Genomic DNA, 15,631 nt, shown 5'->3' on the forward strand with positions numbered 1-15,631 from the left:
GCTTTTTTATTGCGGTGCGGCCAAATTTTTATTGATGTAATCAACTGCAGCGGGTAAAAAAATCTCGCTAACAATCAGTTGTGAATCGAGTAAATTAAAATAACGCCTTCGCCCCCACAAGCTCGATGCCACATGCTGGTTAAGGCTTGTGGCTAATGCCGCAAGTCTGCCACAGGTTTCGAACTGGGCCACTTCGATATCACCAGGGGTAATATCTGGGCTGGTAAATAATACCTCTCCAAGCGGGCGGGTTCCTAAACCTTCAAAATGATGGCTCTGAGTATGTAAAATATTTTGCGGGATTAATGTGCGGGCAAACACCCAAGGTGTGCCATCAAGGCATAATAGTACTTCACGGATCCAAACCGGTTCATTGTGGCTTGGAAACTCATGTTCAAGAGGTGAGAGCAAATGCTCCCCAAGGACTTTGACTTCAAAATGGCGACAATGGGTTTTAAGTCGTTGGGTTAAACTGCCTGGCGCTAATAACCAGTCTTTAAGTTGGTTATCGGGTAAGGAATCGATTTTTTGTGGCGAAAACCAATGAATTGATTCACCATATGGAAAGCTAACACTGGTCACGTTCATCTAAAACTCGTTACAATATACCTCAACGGCAATAGTCTATCATGTCGTGAATCACCAAACACGCCTCAAGGTGTGGACAACATGGCCGATTTAATTAACGTTACATCTTTAGGAGTGTCTCTTATTATGAAAAAATGGTTTTTTACGTTAGTTATTTGGTGCTGTGTTTCATTAAACGTCAACGCGGCAGATGAAGGTGTTGAAGATTACGCATATTATGGCTTTGAGCCTGATATCGTGACTAATTATATTTCTAATCGTAAAAAGTTAGGTTTTGTTAAGATCAGTGTTGAGTTGATGGTAAAAGATCCTAATGATCTTGTGAGTTTAGAGCACCACGACCCGCTATTACGCTCAGCTATAGTTGAGATTCTGGGTAACCAGTCTGAAGATAAAGTGAAATCGCTATCTGGACGTGAAGAAATTCGCCGTGAATGCTATGAAACCGTTAACCGTTTAATGGAGCAAGAAGTTGGCCGTGCAATCGTGGTTAATTTACTGTTCACCAAATACTTATACGATTAATGACCTATCCCAAATCTCGTGTTGGTCGAGCTAAGCAACCTACAAGTAAACGCTCGCCAATGGCACAGAAAAAAGCGCCACAGAGCAAAACCATAATCAAAACGTTACACCCTCGTAATGCTCACCAGCATGGTTATGATTTTGACAAGTTAGTTAGTGTAATGCCGTCATTAGCGACTTTTGTGCGGCCTAATCCTTATGGAAATCCATCAATCGACTTTGCTGACCCTCAAGCTGTTAAGGCGTTAAATGCGGCGCTGTTGCTCAGTGAGTACAAAATCAAAGCATGGGATATTCCGTCAGGATATTTATGCCCCCCAGTGCCTGGACGTGTCGATTATTTGCACTACATTGCTGACTTATTAGCATTAAAAGGTCACATTAAACGTGGAGCAGGAATACGCGCGTTAGATATTGGTACCGGTGCCAATGGCATTTATCCTTTGTTGGGGATTACCACCTATGGTTGGCAATTTGTTGCTTCAGATATTGATCCAGCATCGATTGATAACGTGGCTCATATTGTCAAGCAAAACCCTGATATTGCTGCAAACTTACAGCTAAGGTTACAACCCGACCCTCAGGCTATTTTTAGTGGCATTATTATTAAAAACGAACGTTTTGATGTCACCATGTGTAACCCGCCTTTTCATCGTTCTTTAGCCGAAGCCTCCGCAGGTACTTTGCGTAAGGTGACTAATCTCGCTAAAAGCCAACAACAAAAACACGGCAAAACCTCAAGCAATTTATCTGCAGTACAAACTAATCCTAAGTTGAATTTTGGTGGGCAAAAAGCTGAGCTGTGGTGCGATGGCGGCGAGCAACAATTTTTAGCTAATATGATCAACCAAAGTAAAGCGTTTGCCAGTCAAGTACTGTGGTTTACTTCGTTAGTCTCAAAGTCCGATAACCTCAAGCCATGCTATCAACTGCTTAAGCAATTAAATGCGGTTGAAGTAAAAACCATTGAGATGGCCCAAGGTAATAAAGTGACTCGCATTTTGGCGTGGAGCTTTATCCCCACGCAATTACATCAGCAGTGGGGACAATTACGAGGTTAGCTTGAGGTGTTATACGTTATTTTTGAGTGCATCAAACTCTACGGTTTCACTGCCGTGATAAATCAAAAAATGACGCCCTTTGGCGCGTGCTATCAAGGTAATGCCTAGCTGCATGGCTAAGTCTAAGCCCATTTGAGTCACACCACTGCGAGACAATAATACCGGTATTCCCATCTTGGCGACTTTAATCACCATTTCTGAGGTGAGTCGGCCTGTAGTATAAAAGATTTTATCGCTGCCTGTTTGCTGCTCTAGCCACATATCGCCGGCTAACGTATCTACTGCGTTATGACGCCCAACATCTTCAACAAATGCTAAAATTTTATCGTCCTGGCAGATACCACAGCCGTGTACTGCACCCGCATTTTTGTAGGTTTCATTGTAGGCATTAATATTATTGAGTAGCGCATAAACTGTTGATTGTTTTAATGCTGGTGTCGGCAGCACTATATCGTCTAAACCTTGTAAGAAACCACCATAAACCGTACCTTGACCGCAACCTGATGTAACCGTTTTTTCAGACAGTTTTTGCTCAATATCATCAGAGACTTCTTGGGTAATTACCGCTGCAGAACTCACCTCCCAGTCAACAATGACAGACTCTAATAAGCTTAAATCGCTAATAAATCCTTGGTTTTTAAGATAACCAATCGTCAATGACTCGGGTTTAGCACCTAGGGTCATTAAGGTCACGATTGGACGCCAATTTAAATACACAGTTAATGGGCGTTCACATGCGACAAATTTATCGACTATTTCACCTTGATCATCAACGGCTTTTACTGCAAGTGTTAATGGAACTTGAGTCGCTGTTTTAACAAAATTAACGGGCTTTGGAGTTGCAGATTTTGCCGAAGCAGATTGGGTCATAGGTAGCCTCTTGAGGTGTCTTTATTGAGATGTTGGCACAAATAAATGGCTTCATGGTTGATGAAGCATAGCAATAATTATTCCCTAAAACTGAAAACATCTTACTTAAGCGTGATCTGGCGCAAATCTTCAACAAATCAATACTTTTAACGTGTATTAATGTCCCAGTTAACATTGCAGAGTGGACATAATGTCCTATTGTTAATGGGTAAATTGGGATCAAGTTCAAAGTTAATTTTGATTTTTAGTTGGCACTATTTTTGCTGTAACTAAGATATAGCAATTCAAATATCCGTGGCTAGTTCAGCACGTCATTTAAGTCAGAGGTCAGCATCAATATGCAACATACCGACAAGATATGGCCGATGTATGTGTCACTCAAAAAAGTGCAAGTGCAAACCGGGCGCTGGTCATCAGTGCGCTGGGAGCTTGAACACATGGTGCCAGCAACGCAACCTAAACCAGAAAATGCGGTATTAATTCCGCTTGAGTTATACAAAGATCAACGCGGCAGTTACCGCATTAATCTCGATATGGAAAATCCAACGTTATTCATCGTATGCGATGAGCTAAGCGATGGCACCTGGGTTCCTGCGATGATTTCGGCCGACCAACACGTGAGTGCCGGTTGTCTAGAGTCAGACACGCCAGTGCTAAACGTTGCCATGCCAGGCGCCGTTGCCTGTTGGATTGAAGCCTTTATTACCCGCCATGGCGAAGTGGAAATCAGCGCCCATCGTCGTAAGCATGTTAATCGTCGTAAAAATGAAGGCCCGAGTGCAGATCATTTAGGAAACATGCGATGAGTAGCTCTGACGGATTATTAAGTCGTTGGGAGTTACGTCGCCAACGAGTCGCTGAAGAAGCTGAACAGCTTGAGCAAGAAGCCGCTCATGTTGATGAAACTGTTGATGTTGTCGCCCTAGATGATGCGAGTCAAACAAACGATGTTGATGAGGCATTAACTGATACCAACGTCGAAGACGAGCCGTTGCCCGATCCAAATACCATTGAAGTGGGTGGCAGCTTTGCCCGTTTTATGGCTAAAAATGTAGACCCAACCGCGAAGGCGGCAGCATTACGTGCCTTATGGAAACAACCACAATATGGGCATATTGATGGATTACTAGAATACGCTCTGGATTACTCCAATCAGCCAGTGTTATCTGCTGATGTATCAGCTGAGTTAGCCAATAAAGTATTTCGTTATGTTGTTGAAAAAACTGATGATGCTGAAGATGAACAGCTAGCAGAAGTAGAAGACAGTATTGATACCCCGCTTGAAGCTGAAATGGCCGAAACGGCAAATAACACAGATGTTATCGATGGCGATGAATCGTTAAGTTTATCTCAACAATCGACAGAGCCGCTTATGGCCAGTCGTGCACAAGTTCAGGATGATGACCAGCTTGTGCCAGCTTTTGCCAGTGATGAGGCTAAAGGCTAACAGACCTCTGCATACCTATATGATATTGATAAAGTAATGGGTGTGCGGTCAGTCGTTTGAATGAGCTTAGTTAAACAAGCGTTAATAACAGTAATGAGCCACTGTCATTAACCCAGAATAAAACCGATATTAGGAACGCAATGAGCATAATTAAAAACCAACCTATGCTGAAACAAGCTCGGCAGCAGGTGATGGCGAATACGCAGATCCTACAAAATCTGATCCCGCCAACAGTCAGCTATACTACTCAAGGTAATGTATTAGTCATTGGCCCAGAAGATCTTGCCCGTTTAGCCGCGGACAAATTGTCCACTATGAACAACTGTGTCATTTTGGCGAATGAAGCGATTACCAGCCAGGATGAAGCTCACCTTGAAGCAGTAATGAATGCCGCAACTGACATTGAAAGCTACTATAATAAATTAATCAGTATTAAAGGCTTTTTAGGCCAGTTTCAGGTTAAGGTTGAAGGTGACTACGGCGTAAGCGATTTAAGTGTGGTGGCAATTCGTCAAGCCCACTTTGATATCGTGCTCGACTTAAGCCACAGTCCAAGTATTAACTTAGAAATGTTACCTCCAGGCTATTTTTACGTTGGCCAAGACCAAGCGCTACTTGCTGATGCACTTGAACAAATCCCTGATTTAGTGGGTGAGTTTGATAAACCAAGATACGTCAAAGTCAATCATGACATTTGCGCTCATAACAAACATGGTTTAAATGGTTGTAATCGTTGTTTAAATTTTTGCCCTGCAGATGCAATTAGCAGCGTGGCACAAAAAATTGAAATCGACCCATACCTTTGTCATGGCGCAGGCAGTTGCAGCAACGCATGTCCAACTGGGGCGTTAAGTTACGACTTACCGTCACCAAAATCATTACATTCTTACCTTGAAAAGCTCGTCAGTCGTTACCGTTTACAAGCGCAAACAGCACCCGTGGTGTTATTTCATGATAATGAAGCTGGTGCGCAGTTTATTACAGATGAGTTAAGCGGTGATGTGTTACCCATCGCAATGGAAGAGATTACCGTAGCCAGTATTGACCATTGGATGACCACGCTAGCGTATGGCGCGCGTGAAATCCTTATTCTTAATACAGATTTGACCGCACCTACGTTAACCCAAATGTTAAACGGTGAGTTAGCGTTAGCAAATCGCATTTTAGATGAAATGGGCCAGCCACAACGTATACGCCTAATTAGCCCAGACGATCTTGCTGATTTATACCCATCATTGGCAATCAGTTTAGCGTGGCCAGTCATTATGCCAATGACAGTAAACCAAGCTGACGCTGGGCCTGCTAGCAATGCCAAGCGCAGTTTGTTGTTTCAAGCGATTGATCATCTAAACAGCCAAGCTGCAGCGGTTGATAATGTGTTATCTATTGCTAATGTTCCTTATGGCATTGTGAGCATTAACAGCGACAAATGTACCTTGTGTATGTCATGCGTTGCGACTTGCCCAACCCAAGCGCTAAAAGATGGTGGTGACAAGCCTGCACTTAAGTTTACAGAGCAAGATTGTGTGCAATGTGGTTTATGTGAAGCCGCTTGCCCTGAAAAAGTCATTAGTTTAGTGGCACAAATTAACTTTAATCCACAACAGCGCCAACAAGTTCAAATATTAAAACAAGAACCACCATTTGAATGTATACGATGCGGTAGCGAGTTTGCCACCCAATCAATGGTGCACAAAATGATAGAAATGGTCGGCGCGCACAGTGCATTTAGCGCCAATATAGAGCGTTTGAAAATGTGTGGCGACTGCCGAGTAAAAGACATGTTTGAAGACATCCTTGACGATCCAGAAAAGCAATTGCGATAAGAGATCTGCTATGACAGAAACAGTGAGAGAAATAAGCGAGAACGACCAATTAAGAGCTGATATTTATCAGTTGTTGGCAGCGTTAATGCGTCGTCAACCGAGTGCCGAATTATTGCAGTTTTTAGCTGATTTAGACATAGAAGTCGAAGAAGGCAACGCCATGAGCGATGCTTGGGTTGCATTGAAGCAAGCAGCACAAAAAAGTGATACTGATACCCTAGAAGATGAATATTTTGCCATCTTCTTAGGGGTCGGCAGCGGTGAAATAATGCCTTACGGCAGTTGGTTTATGACAGGTTCATTAATGGACAAACCCCTAGCCGCATTACGCAGTGACTTAATGCAATTAGGATTTGAACGCGAAGAAAACGTCAAAGAACCAGAAGATCATGTTGCCGCGCTATGCGAAGTGATGGGTTGCCTCATTTTAGAGGCTCCAGGTTATCGCCAATTAGCGTTTTATCAACGCCATATTGGTAGCTGGATTATTCGCTTTTGCGACAATTTAGCTAAAACACCTAGTGCTCAGTTTTACGTTGCGGTTGCGCAACTTGCTAACGCCTTTTTTATGGCCGAAGCTAACGAATTTGAACAGTTAAGTTTAAATATTCCGGTGAATTGTCCAGGTAGTGCTGACTTAGAACCAGTAGAAGAACAAGCTGTGCAAATTAACTAAACCGGATGATGGCCTACCCGGCCACATCTTTTTATCAATAAGGAGACATTATGAAGAAGCAAGCTTCCGACATGGGTCGTCGTCAAATGCTAAAAGCATTAGCGCTCGGCAGTGCGGCAGGTGCTGTTGCAAGTGTGAGTGCCCCAGCACTTGCTCAAGTGACTAAACCTTCTACCGAAGAGCCTAAGGGCAATAACTATCGCGAAACAGAGCATATTCGTAATTACTATGCTTCGTTAAGCAAATAACAAAGGAGAGTGTGTGATGCGATTAACCCGCAAATCAGACACAGTCGAGACTAAAACAACGTCCGGCTTAGGTCTTAACCGACGTCAATTCCTCAAGTCTGCCAGTTTGGCGACAGGTGGTATTGCCGCAGCGTCAATGCTTGGTGCAGGTATGATGCGTAAAGCAGAGGCAAAAGATGTGCCTCATAACGCACCTACAGAAGTGAAAAGAACCATTTGTTCTCACTGTTCTGTTGGTTGTGGTATTTATGCTGAAGTACAAAATGGGGTATGGACAGGGCAAGAGCCTGCGTTCGACCATCCATTTAACCAAGGTGGACACTGTGCTAAAGGTGCTGCATTACGTGAGCATGGCCACGGTGAAAAACGCTTAAAATACCCAATGAAGTTAGAAGGTGGTAAATGGAAGCGTCTATCATGGGATCAAGCCATCAATGAAGTAGGCGACAAAATGGAGTCGATTCGTCAAGAATCTGGTCCTGATTCAGTTTACTTTATGGGTAGTGCAAAATTTTCAAACGAACAAGCTTATATGTATCGCAAATTAGCGGCAATGTGGGGCACTAACAATGTCGATCACTCTGCACGTATTTGTCACTCTACCACGGTAGCCGGTGTTGCAAACACTTGGGGCTACGGTGCGCAAACTAACTCGTTTAACGACATCCGCAACTCAAAATGCATGATGTTTATTGGTTCTAACCCATGTGAAGCTCACCCAGTGGCGATGCAGCACATTTTAATTGGTAAAGAACGCGGCGCTAAAATCATTGTGGTTGACCCACGTTTTACCCGTACAGCAGCTAAATCTGATGAATATGTTCATATTCGTCCAGGTACTGACATTCCATTTATTTATGGTTTGTTATGGCATATTTTCGAAAACGGCTGGCAAGATGAATCATTCATTTCTCAACGTGTATACGGCATGGAACGTATCCAAGAAGAAGTGAAAAAATACACACCAGAAGAAGTTGAAAACATTGCTGGTGTATCTAAAGCGCAAATGTATCGCGTAGCCAAAATGATGGCTGAAACTAAGCCTGGCACTATCGTATGGTGTATGGGTGGTACTCAGCATCACATCGGTAACGCAAACACTCGTGCTTACTGTATTTTACAGTTAGCCCTTGGCAACATGGGTATTGAAGGCGGAGGAACAAACATTTTCCGTGGTCACGATAACGTGCAAGGTGCAACAGACTTTGGTTTGTTATTTGATAACTTACCAGGTTACTACGGTTTAACATCTGGCGCATGGAACCATTGGTCAAATGTATGGGATCTAGAACCAAGCTGGGTTAAAGATCGTTTTGACCAAGGTGAATACCTAGGTCAATCACCACAAACATCTGCAGGTATTCCTTGTTCGCGCTGGCACGATGGTGTGTTAGAAGACAAAGCCAAGATTGCCCAAAAAGACAACATTCGTTTGGGATTCTTCTGGGGTCAGTCTGTTAACACCGAAACTCGTGGTCGTGAAGTGCGTGAAGCGCTTAACAAGATGGACACGATTGTGGTTGTCGATCCATTCCCAACCATGGCGGGTGTTATGCACGAACGCCAAGATGGCGTGTATTTACTGCCAGCAGCAACTCAATTTGAAACCTATGGTTCAGTATCTGCATCTAACCGTTCACTTCAGTGGCGCTCACAAGTGATTGAGCCACTATTTGAGTCGTTACCTGACCACGTTATTATGTACAAATTGGCCAAAAAATGGGGCGTTGCAGATCAATTCTGTAAGCACATTAAAGTCAATGGTGACGAGCCATTAGTGGAAGATATCACCCGTGAATTTAACACAGGTATGTGGACTATTGGTTACACCGGCCAAAGCCCTGAACGTTTGAAAATGCACCAAGAAAACTGGGGCACCTTCAACGTTGAATCACTAGAAGCACCTGGCGGCCCAGCTAAAGGCGAAACCTATGGTTTACCTTGGCCATGTTGGGGCACACCAGAACAGAAACACCCAGGCTCACAAATTCTGTATCGCACAGGTCGTGAAGTTAAAGACGGTGGCGGTAACTTCCGTGCACGTTATGGTGTTGAGCACGAAGGTAATAACATTCTTGCAGAAGGTTCTTTCTCGAAAGGGTCTGAAATTCAAGACGGTTATCCAGAGTTTACTGCCGACATGCTTAAACAGCTTGGCTGGTGGGACGACCTAACGGCTGAAGAGAAAGTCAAAGCAGAAGGTAAAAACTGGAAAACAGATATCTCTGGTGGTATTCAGCGTGTGGCAATTAAACATGGTTGTATGCCTTACGGTAACGCTAAAGCGCGTTGTATCGTATGGAACTTCCCTGATGACATTCCATTACACCGCGAACCGCTATACACGCCTCGTCGTGACTTAGTGGCTAAGTACCCCACTTATGAAGACCGTATGGTAGCGCGCCTACCTACACTTTATAAGTCAATTCAAGACAAGGATTTTGCTACCGATTTCCCACTTGCTGTCACAACCGGACGTTTGGTTGAATATGAAGGTGGTGGCGAAGAGTCACGTTCAAACCCGTGGCTTGCAGAACTACAGCAAGAAATGTTTATCGAGATCAACCCAGCAGACGCAGCTGATCGCGGTTTACGTGATGGCGATGACGTGTTTGTTCACAGTCCAGAAGGGGCAAAAATTACGGTTAAGGCAATGGTGACACCACGTGTTATTGCTGGCGAATGTTTTATGCCGTACCACTTTGCGGGTGTATTTGAAGGCAAGAGCCTAGAGAAAAACTACCCAGAAGGCACTGTACCTTACATTATTGGTGAATCAGCCAACACGGTAATGACCTATGGCTATGACGTTGTGACTCAGATGCAAGAGACTAAGTCTAGCTTGTGTCAGATCAGCAAAGCCTAACAACACTTGATGAGGAGATAAGCCATTATGGCAGTCATGAAATTTCTGTGTGACACCAAACGCTGCATCGAGTGTAACGGTTGCGTCACAGCTTGTAAAAACGAAAACGACTCTGCTTTAGAGTGGGGTATTCAACGTCGCCGCGTGGTGACATTAAACGATGGTGAACCAGGAGAAGCATCAATATCAGTGGCGTGTATGCACTGTACCGACGCACCTTGTATGGCCGTATGTCCTGCAGACTGTTTCTACCGTACCGAAGACGGCATAGTGCTACACAACAAAGATACTTGTATCGGTTGTGGATACTGTTTCTATGCTTGTCCGTTTGGTGCACCGCAGTTCCCTAAAAAGACTGCATTTGGTAGCCGTGGCAAAATGGATAAATGTACTTTCTGTGCGGGTGGTCCTGAAGAAGATCATTCTGAAGCAGAGCGCCTAAAATACGGTTCAAACCGTATCGCAGAAGGTAAATTGCCAATGTGTGCTGAGTTGTGTTCAACCAAAGCGCTACTTGCGGGCGATGCAGGCATTGTGTCTGACATTTACCGTCAACGCATGGCAGCACGCGGTAATCCAAATGTGATTTGGGGCTACAATCCTAAAACAGGTGAAATGATCTAACCAGAGCATAGGCTGCGATTAAGTTCGCAGCCATTTAAGGAGTGACAATGTTAACTTTAACGTTAAACAAATCACTGCGCAGGATGTTTGCTCTGTTGGTTCTGTGTATGGGATTGGGGTTGGTCACATCGCCGGTGTATGCCGCTGATGAGCAATCTAGCCAGCAACAAGCAAAGTCTAAATCCAGCGATGCAGATCTCTGGCGCGCAGTTAAAGCCGGCGAACCGGGATACAGTACAGATAAAGGCTTAGAAGCCGATGTGCTTATCAATGTCGCAGGTAATGAAGGAAAGGCCTTGCGAAATACCTACCTAAAACCTGCAATCGGCTTAGCTGTGATAGGGGTTTTTGGTGCCTTTTTAGTGTTTTACTTAGTGAATGGTCCATCTAAACTGAGTAAAGGCTTTTCAGGCAAAATGGTACTTCGTTGGAGTAAAAGCGATCTGTGGTTACATTGGATTATGGCGATATCTTGCCTAACTCTGATGGTAACGGGTATCGTCATTATGCTCGGACGGCATTTTCTTGCACCTTACGTGGGTGAAGGAATATGGTCCGGTATCATCGCATTTAGTAAGTTTACTCACGACTGGTCGGGGCCTATTTTCATGGTCTCTTGGTTGTTGTGTATTATTAAATGGATGCCATTACAAACCTTTAAAATGTACGATTTGAAATGGTTTTTAGTGGTGGGTGGCTACATTAACTTTGGTCCGTTTAAAGGCAAACACCCAGACAGTGGATTTGCTAACGCGGGTGAAAAAATGTGGTTTTGGACCTTAGCTATTTTTGGTCTAAGCATCAGTGCCACAGGGGTCATGTTAGTGTTCCCTACACTTGACTTACCAAGAGAGTTGTCGTTGCTTGCCTTGTTGATACATGGCGTCAGCGCTGCAATCTTAATTGCGTTTACGATTGTACATATTTGGATGGCAACCGTACTCAGTGAAGGTGGTATGGAGTGTATGGTATCTGGCTATTGTGACGAAAACTGGGCTTCGCAGCACCACAATGTGTGGTACGACGAAATCAAAGCTGATGGCACGTTAAAATACAAAGAGTAACCCTATAAAGTAAGTGTTAACACACTTGTTTATGGTAGAGATAAAACACCTTGTTAGGTAACTGACAAGGTGTTTTTTATTGGCATTTTTTTGTTTTAGCTGTTTGTTGTATGGTGCGTGATAAATATGATCCGAATATTGTCATGACCAAAGGTTATCCTCATGATCAGAGAAAGAGGGTATGCTATTAAATATCCTGAAAATGGTCTGATTAGCCCACCTAAGCGACAGTTTGTTGCTAAAACATCTATGATTAAAAGAGGCTGTAATGGCAACCCCAAAAAATGATAAAACACCCGTTGATGAAAATGTTGATGATAGTGCTGCTTATGAAATGTCACAACGAGGCAGTCAGATTGATGATCCCTTAGAGGCTATTAAGGCTATGCGTTTAGGCCAATTGTCTGTTTGCCGCCTCAAAACCGAGCACGAAATGCAAGCGATGGTAAGTAAAGCAACGAGTACCAAAACCGTTAGACATAACGCGAAAACAGATGACTAAGTTTGGAACTGACTTTGTTGCATCAATAACAGAAGCTCTTCAGCTTTTGTTACCACGTCATTGCCATACCAATAAGGGGGCTCGTTGAATATTTCAAAATCGCATTACAAAGAACTTGTTATTGCCAAATCGCTATTAGAAAACCCTGGTTTAGCCGTAAAAATAAGCCACTTTATTGGTACGCCAATTGAAAAGGGTTTGGCGTTACTGCCTGCTAACTGGAATAAAAATATCGCCAAAGTCACTGAAAAATCGTTAATGAAAGCCTCTGAAGCCGCTATCTTTACCATGAAAGATATTCCCGGTGAAGCATCATCTAATCGCTGGCACAAATTTGGAGCTGCAGTGAGTGGTGGCGTGGGTGGCTTTTTTGGTTTAACCGCTATTGCAGTTGAACTGCCGGTTTCTACAACGATTATGTTGCGTTCTATTGCGGATATTGCCCGCAGTGAAGGTGAATTAATTACCTCCCTCGACACAAAAATGGCTTGCTTAGAAGTGTTTGCTTTAGGAGGCGCGAGTGATTTAGATGATAGCAGTGAATCAGGATATTTTGCGGTGAGAGCTGCATTAGCAAAGTCAGTGTCGGAGGCGGCTGAATTTATGGTAACAAAAGGAATAACTGACGAAGCAGCACCGCTTTTGGTGAAACTCATCAGCAATATTGCTGAAAAGTTTGGCGTACAAGTCACCCAAAAAGCGGCGGCTCAGGCGTTACCGGCTATTGGCGCTGCTGGTGGTGCAATGATCAATACTGTGTTTATTGATCACTTTCAAGACATGGCCAGAGGCCATTTTATTGTTCGAAAGTTAGAGCGACTATATGGCTATGATACAGTCAGAACAGCTTACAACTTGTTGCCTAACAACACGCATTAACCACCATTGAATCTCGTTTTAGCATTAGCGCTAATAATCAATAAGGTAAAGGATTTTTAAGCAAGGGACACCAGAGCAGATTTATTGCAGAAAAGGATAGCAACATGACACAAAATGGACCATCTCAACCGACAGGCAACGCGGTGAAACGTGAGACGCGTGAGCACGAAATAAGCCCATCAGAAGTCGCCTTGACCGGTGCGGAGCGTGAAGCCGTTGTAGAAAATAGCAGCCTTTCGTCGCTGACCGTTTACTCAATCATAATGCGTGAAGGCCAAGAAGAATTAGAGCGACCTTTATTGTCTTTGTGGTGGTCTGGCATTGCTGCTGGTATTGGTATTTCATCTTCGGTATTAGCCGAAGCGGTTATCCGCAGCAATCTGGGTAGCGATCATCCTTACTTATCTTTGGTTGAGAGTCTGGGTTATACATTTGGTTTTGTTTTGGTCATTTTAGCCAGGCTGCAATTATTTACCGAAAATACTATTACCGTTATTTTGCCCTTGCTTGCCAATACAACAAAGCATCATTTAGCTAGAACAGCGCGTCTATGGGCTGTTGTGTTAACAGCAAATTTTGTCGGGACTTTTTTTACGGCTGCGATGGTGGTGCATGGCGGCATTTTAACCGAAGATATTTTTAGTGCCATATTACAGATATCACGGCACGTAGCAGAGTTATCCCCCTCTGAATCGTTATTACGCGGTATTCCGGCAGGATTCTTTATCGCAGCACTCGTGTGGATGTTGCCATCAGCAAAAGGCTCATCGTTAATGTTGATTGTGATGTTTACCTGGTTAATTGCGGCAGGTGAGTTTACTCATGTTATTGCCGGCTCGAATGAAATATTTACTTTAGTGTTAAATGGCGAGCTGCATTTTGTTACGGCGCTGTCGTTACATATTGGACCAATGTTACTTGGCAATATCATTGGCGGAACAGGTTTATTTGCCATGCTAGCTTATGGCCAAGTTCGTCAAGAAATGTAACAGCTTAAGAGGTGAGAATTACGATGTTGTGCTAAGCGTAAATCACTGGCATTGTGTATTTTTGCTTGTTTATGATTTTTTTATGAGATCAGTATGAAGAACTTTTTTTTAATATTATTAAGCCTTGTTTTGTTGGTGCCACAAGCATTTGCTGCCGAGCCTGTAACCTACAACAAAGAGTTAGATGGTTTTAATTATCCTTTTGATGTTAAAACGTTTAATTTTAATTCGCAAAAAACCGATTTAGCCATGCGCTATATGGACATTGGCAACAAAGATGCCAAAAAAGTGATGGTATTATTGCACGGCAAAAACTTCTCGGGTTATTACTGGGAACAAGTTGCTAATGACCTGCTAAAAAGCGGTTATCGAGTGATTATTCCTGACCAGATTGGTTTTGGTAAATCAACTAAGCCCGACTTTTATCAATACAGTTTTGGCCAACTGGCGCTCAATACAAAATTGTTGTTAGACAGCTTACAGATTAACCAGTTTGAGCTTGTTGGCCATTCAATGGGCGGTATTCTTGCGACAACTTTTGCGGTTAATTATCCAAGTGCAGTCAGTAAATTGATTTTGATTAACCCTATCGGCTTAGAAGATTACAGCCAGTATGTGCAATTTAAAGACGTGAATTTTTTCTACAAAAATGAGCTAGGTAAAACCTTAGATAAAGCGCGCAATTACCAAAAAGCCAATTATTATGATGGCAAATGGTCTAGTGAGTATGAAAAGTTATTAGTGCCGTTACAAGGTATGTTGGCTGGCGATGATTGGCCTATCGTTGCTTGGAACAATGCCCTCACTTATGGGCCTATATTCTCTGAAAATCTCGTTGATAGATTTTCGCAGATAACCAGTGAAACGGTACTCATTATCGGTACCCGAGATCAAACCGGCCCAGGTCGTGGTTGGCTAAAAGAAGGGGTTACCAGAAAATTAGGCGAGTATAAAAAACTGGGTGTTAATGCGCATCAGTTAATTAAAGGCTCAACCTTAATCGAACTTGAGGGGTTAGGCCATATGCCACAAATAGAAGACTACCCAGTATTTATTAAGGCATTTCATCAAGCTATTGCTGAATAAATTTTTACTACGAGACTTTTTCATGTCTTGTTAAGGTTGCGTTGTGTCGCAATAAATTGGCGCAATTTAACGATATTTTTATCACACCTCGAGGATGCTCCTCGGGGTGTTTTTTTATACTCTCCCACCTCAAACAGTGCCCTCGAAAAATAACATTTATCCTGCTGAACATGCTTAATTAAACCAAGGTAATTTAATGTTTAATTTTTAAACACTTATATGTGTGATCTAAAAGGCATTTATGACTTTTTAAGCCAGTAAAATCTTCCTTCCTTAATGTAGATCAATTTACCACAGCGCTATCCCTCTTAATATCACCTCGAAATTTTAAACACTGTGCTTAAGCAAGGTGTTCAGTCCGTGCTTTTTAACAAGATGGC

16 protein-coding genes are annotated in these 15,631 nt (G+C 43.1%); 14 read left to right on the forward strand and 2 right to left on the reverse strand.

All coding sequences use genetic code 11. From position 1 onward, the window contains the following. Positions 1-6: 6 nt before the first annotated feature. A complete protein-coding gene (locus IEY42_RS07770; RefSeq protein WP_188924732.1) occupies positions 7-588 on the reverse strand; it encodes a chorismate--pyruvate lyase family protein in 582 nt (193 codons plus the stop codon). Positions 589-714: 126 nt separating this feature from the next. Here IEY42_RS07770 and IEY42_RS07775 point away from each other — a divergent pair, with 126 nt between their 5' ends. Both IEY42_RS07775 and rlmF read left to right on the forward strand, forming a co-directional pair. Further along, positions 715-1,113 carry a flagellar basal body-associated protein FliL gene (locus tag IEY42_RS07775; RefSeq protein WP_188924733.1) on the forward strand — a complete coding sequence of 133 codons (399 nt, stop codon included), beginning with the start codon at positions 715-717 and terminating at the stop codon, positions 1,111-1,113. Continuing rightward, a complete protein-coding gene (gene rlmF / locus IEY42_RS07780; protein WP_188924734.1) occupies positions 1,113-2,174 on the forward strand; it encodes a 23S rRNA (adenine(1618)-N(6))-methyltransferase RlmF in 1,062 nt (353 codons plus the stop codon). Before IEY42_RS07775 ends, rlmF begins: the two co-directional genes overlap by 1 nt. Before the next feature lie 9 nt (positions 2,175-2,183). On the opposite strand, the gene IEY42_RS07785 is transcribed toward rlmF, so the two are convergent. Continuing rightward, on the reverse strand, positions 2,184-3,044 hold the full coding sequence (locus tag IEY42_RS07785; protein ID WP_188924735.1) for a formate dehydrogenase accessory sulfurtransferase FdhD: 861 nt from the start codon (positions 3,042-3,044) through the stop codon (positions 2,184-2,186). Between the two features lie 338 nt (positions 3,045-3,382). On the opposite strand from IEY42_RS07785, the gene IEY42_RS07790 reads away from it, so the two are divergent. The 12 genes from IEY42_RS07790 to IEY42_RS07845 all read left to right on the forward strand — a co-directional run bounded on the left by IEY42_RS07790 (position 3,383) and on the right by IEY42_RS07845 (position 15,251). After that, positions 3,383-3,850 carry a DUF3305 domain-containing protein gene (locus IEY42_RS07790; RefSeq protein ID WP_188924736.1) on the forward strand — a complete coding sequence of 156 codons (468 nt, stop codon included), beginning with the start codon at positions 3,383-3,385 and terminating at the stop codon, positions 3,848-3,850. Continuing rightward, positions 3,847-4,491: a DUF3306 domain-containing protein gene (locus tag IEY42_RS07795; RefSeq protein ID WP_188924737.1), complete on the forward strand. Its 645-nt coding sequence runs from the start codon at positions 3,847-3,849 to the stop codon at positions 4,489-4,491. Before IEY42_RS07790 ends, IEY42_RS07795 begins: the two co-directional genes overlap by 4 nt. A 140-nt stretch (positions 4,492-4,631) precedes the next feature. Then, a complete protein-coding gene (locus tag IEY42_RS07800; RefSeq protein WP_188924738.1) occupies positions 4,632-6,317 on the forward strand; it encodes a 4Fe-4S binding protein in 1,686 nt (561 codons plus the stop codon). Positions 6,318-6,327: 10 nt separating this feature from the next. After that, entirely contained in the window at positions 6,328-6,993 is a 666-nt protein-coding gene (locus IEY42_RS07805; RefSeq protein WP_188924739.1) for a TorD/DmsD family molecular chaperone, read from the forward strand. A 50-nt stretch (positions 6,994-7,043) separates the two neighbouring features. Continuing rightward, a complete protein-coding gene (locus IEY42_RS07810) occupies positions 7,044-7,241 on the forward strand; it encodes a formate dehydrogenase (protein WP_188919404.1) in 198 nt (65 codons plus the stop codon). A 16-nt stretch (positions 7,242-7,257) separates the two neighbouring features. Beyond that, the gene (locus IEY42_RS07815; RefSeq protein WP_188924801.1) at positions 7,258-10,107 is read left to right on the forward strand and encodes a formate dehydrogenase subunit alpha; all 2,850 of its coding nucleotides are present in this window, start codon (positions 7,258-7,260) and stop codon (positions 10,105-10,107) included. A 27-nt stretch (positions 10,108-10,134) separates the two neighbouring features. After that, a complete protein-coding gene (gene fdh3B, locus IEY42_RS07820; protein WP_011635550.1) occupies positions 10,135-10,731 on the forward strand; it encodes a formate dehydrogenase FDH3 subunit beta in 597 nt (198 codons plus the stop codon). A gap of 47 nt (positions 10,732-10,778) precedes the next feature. Beyond that, entirely contained in the window at positions 10,779-11,795 is a 1,017-nt protein-coding gene (locus IEY42_RS07825) for a formate dehydrogenase subunit gamma (protein WP_188924740.1), read from the forward strand. A 268-nt stretch (positions 11,796-12,063) separates the two neighbouring features. After that, entirely contained in the window at positions 12,064-12,297 is a 234-nt protein-coding gene (locus tag IEY42_RS07830) for a hypothetical protein (protein ID WP_188924741.1), read from the forward strand. Between the two features lie 84 nt (positions 12,298-12,381). After that, the gene (locus IEY42_RS07835; protein WP_188924742.1) at positions 12,382-13,176 is read left to right on the forward strand and encodes an EcsC family protein; all 795 of its coding nucleotides are present in this window, start codon (positions 12,382-12,384) and stop codon (positions 13,174-13,176) included. Between the two features lie 104 nt (positions 13,177-13,280). Next, entirely contained in the window at positions 13,281-14,165 is an 885-nt protein-coding gene (locus IEY42_RS07840) for a formate/nitrite transporter family protein (RefSeq protein WP_188924743.1), read from the forward strand. A 93-nt stretch (positions 14,166-14,258) separates the two neighbouring features. Further along, positions 14,259-15,251 (forward strand): alpha/beta fold hydrolase, encoded by a 993-nt coding sequence (locus IEY42_RS07845; RefSeq protein ID WP_188924744.1) that lies wholly within the window; start codon positions 14,259-14,261, stop codon positions 15,249-15,251. Positions 15,252-15,631: the final 380 nt, after the last annotated feature.

Source organism: Shewanella algicola (assembly GCF_014648035.1).
GTDB lineage: Bacteria > Pseudomonadota > Gammaproteobacteria > Enterobacterales > Shewanellaceae > Shewanella > Shewanella algicola.

Bases quoted from the DNA above. Each gene is read 5' to 3' on its own strand.
- IEY42_RS07840 (WP_188924743.1), top strand. From the start codon at position 13,281: ATGACACAAAATGGACCATCTCAACCGACAGGCAACGCGGTGAAACGT.
- IEY42_RS07845 (WP_188924744.1), top strand. From the start codon at position 14,259: ATGAAGAACTTTTTTTTAATATTATTAAGCCTTGTTTTGTTGGTGCCA.
- IEY42_RS07810 (WP_188919404.1), top strand. From the start codon at position 7,044: ATGAAGAAGCAAGCTTCCGACATGGGTCGTCGTCAAATGCTAAAAGCA.
- IEY42_RS07805 (WP_188924739.1), top strand. From the start codon at position 6,328: ATGACAGAAACAGTGAGAGAAATAAGCGAGAACGACCAATTAAGAGCT.
- IEY42_RS07830 (WP_188924741.1), top strand. From the start codon at position 12,064: ATGGCAACCCCAAAAAATGATAAAACACCCGTTGATGAAAATGTTGAT.
- IEY42_RS07815 (WP_188924801.1), top strand. From the start codon at position 7,258: ATGCGATTAACCCGCAAATCAGACACAGTCGAGACTAAAACAACGTCC.
- IEY42_RS07825 (WP_188924740.1), top strand. From the start codon at position 10,779: ATGTTAACTTTAACGTTAAACAAATCACTGCGCAGGATGTTTGCTCTG.
- IEY42_RS07785 (WP_188924735.1), bottom strand. From the start codon at position 3,044: ATGACCCAATCTGCTTCGGCAAAATCTGCAACTCCAAAGCCCGTTAAT.
- IEY42_RS07790 (WP_188924736.1), top strand. From the start codon at position 3,383: ATGCAACATACCGACAAGATATGGCCGATGTATGTGTCACTCAAAAAA.
- IEY42_RS07795 (WP_188924737.1), top strand. From the start codon at position 3,847: ATGAGTAGCTCTGACGGATTATTAAGTCGTTGGGAGTTACGTCGCCAA.
- IEY42_RS07800 (WP_188924738.1), top strand. From the start codon at position 4,632: ATGAGCATAATTAAAAACCAACCTATGCTGAAACAAGCTCGGCAGCAG.
- IEY42_RS07775 (WP_188924733.1), top strand. From the start codon at position 715: ATGAAAAAATGGTTTTTTACGTTAGTTATTTGGTGCTGTGTTTCATTA.
- IEY42_RS07770 (WP_188924732.1), bottom strand. From the start codon at position 588: ATGAACGTGACCAGTGTTAGCTTTCCATATGGTGAATCAATTCATTGG.
- rlmF (WP_188924734.1), top strand. From the start codon at position 1,113: ATGACCTATCCCAAATCTCGTGTTGGTCGAGCTAAGCAACCTACAAGT.
- fdh3B (WP_011635550.1), top strand. From the start codon at position 10,135: ATGGCAGTCATGAAATTTCTGTGTGACACCAAACGCTGCATCGAGTGT.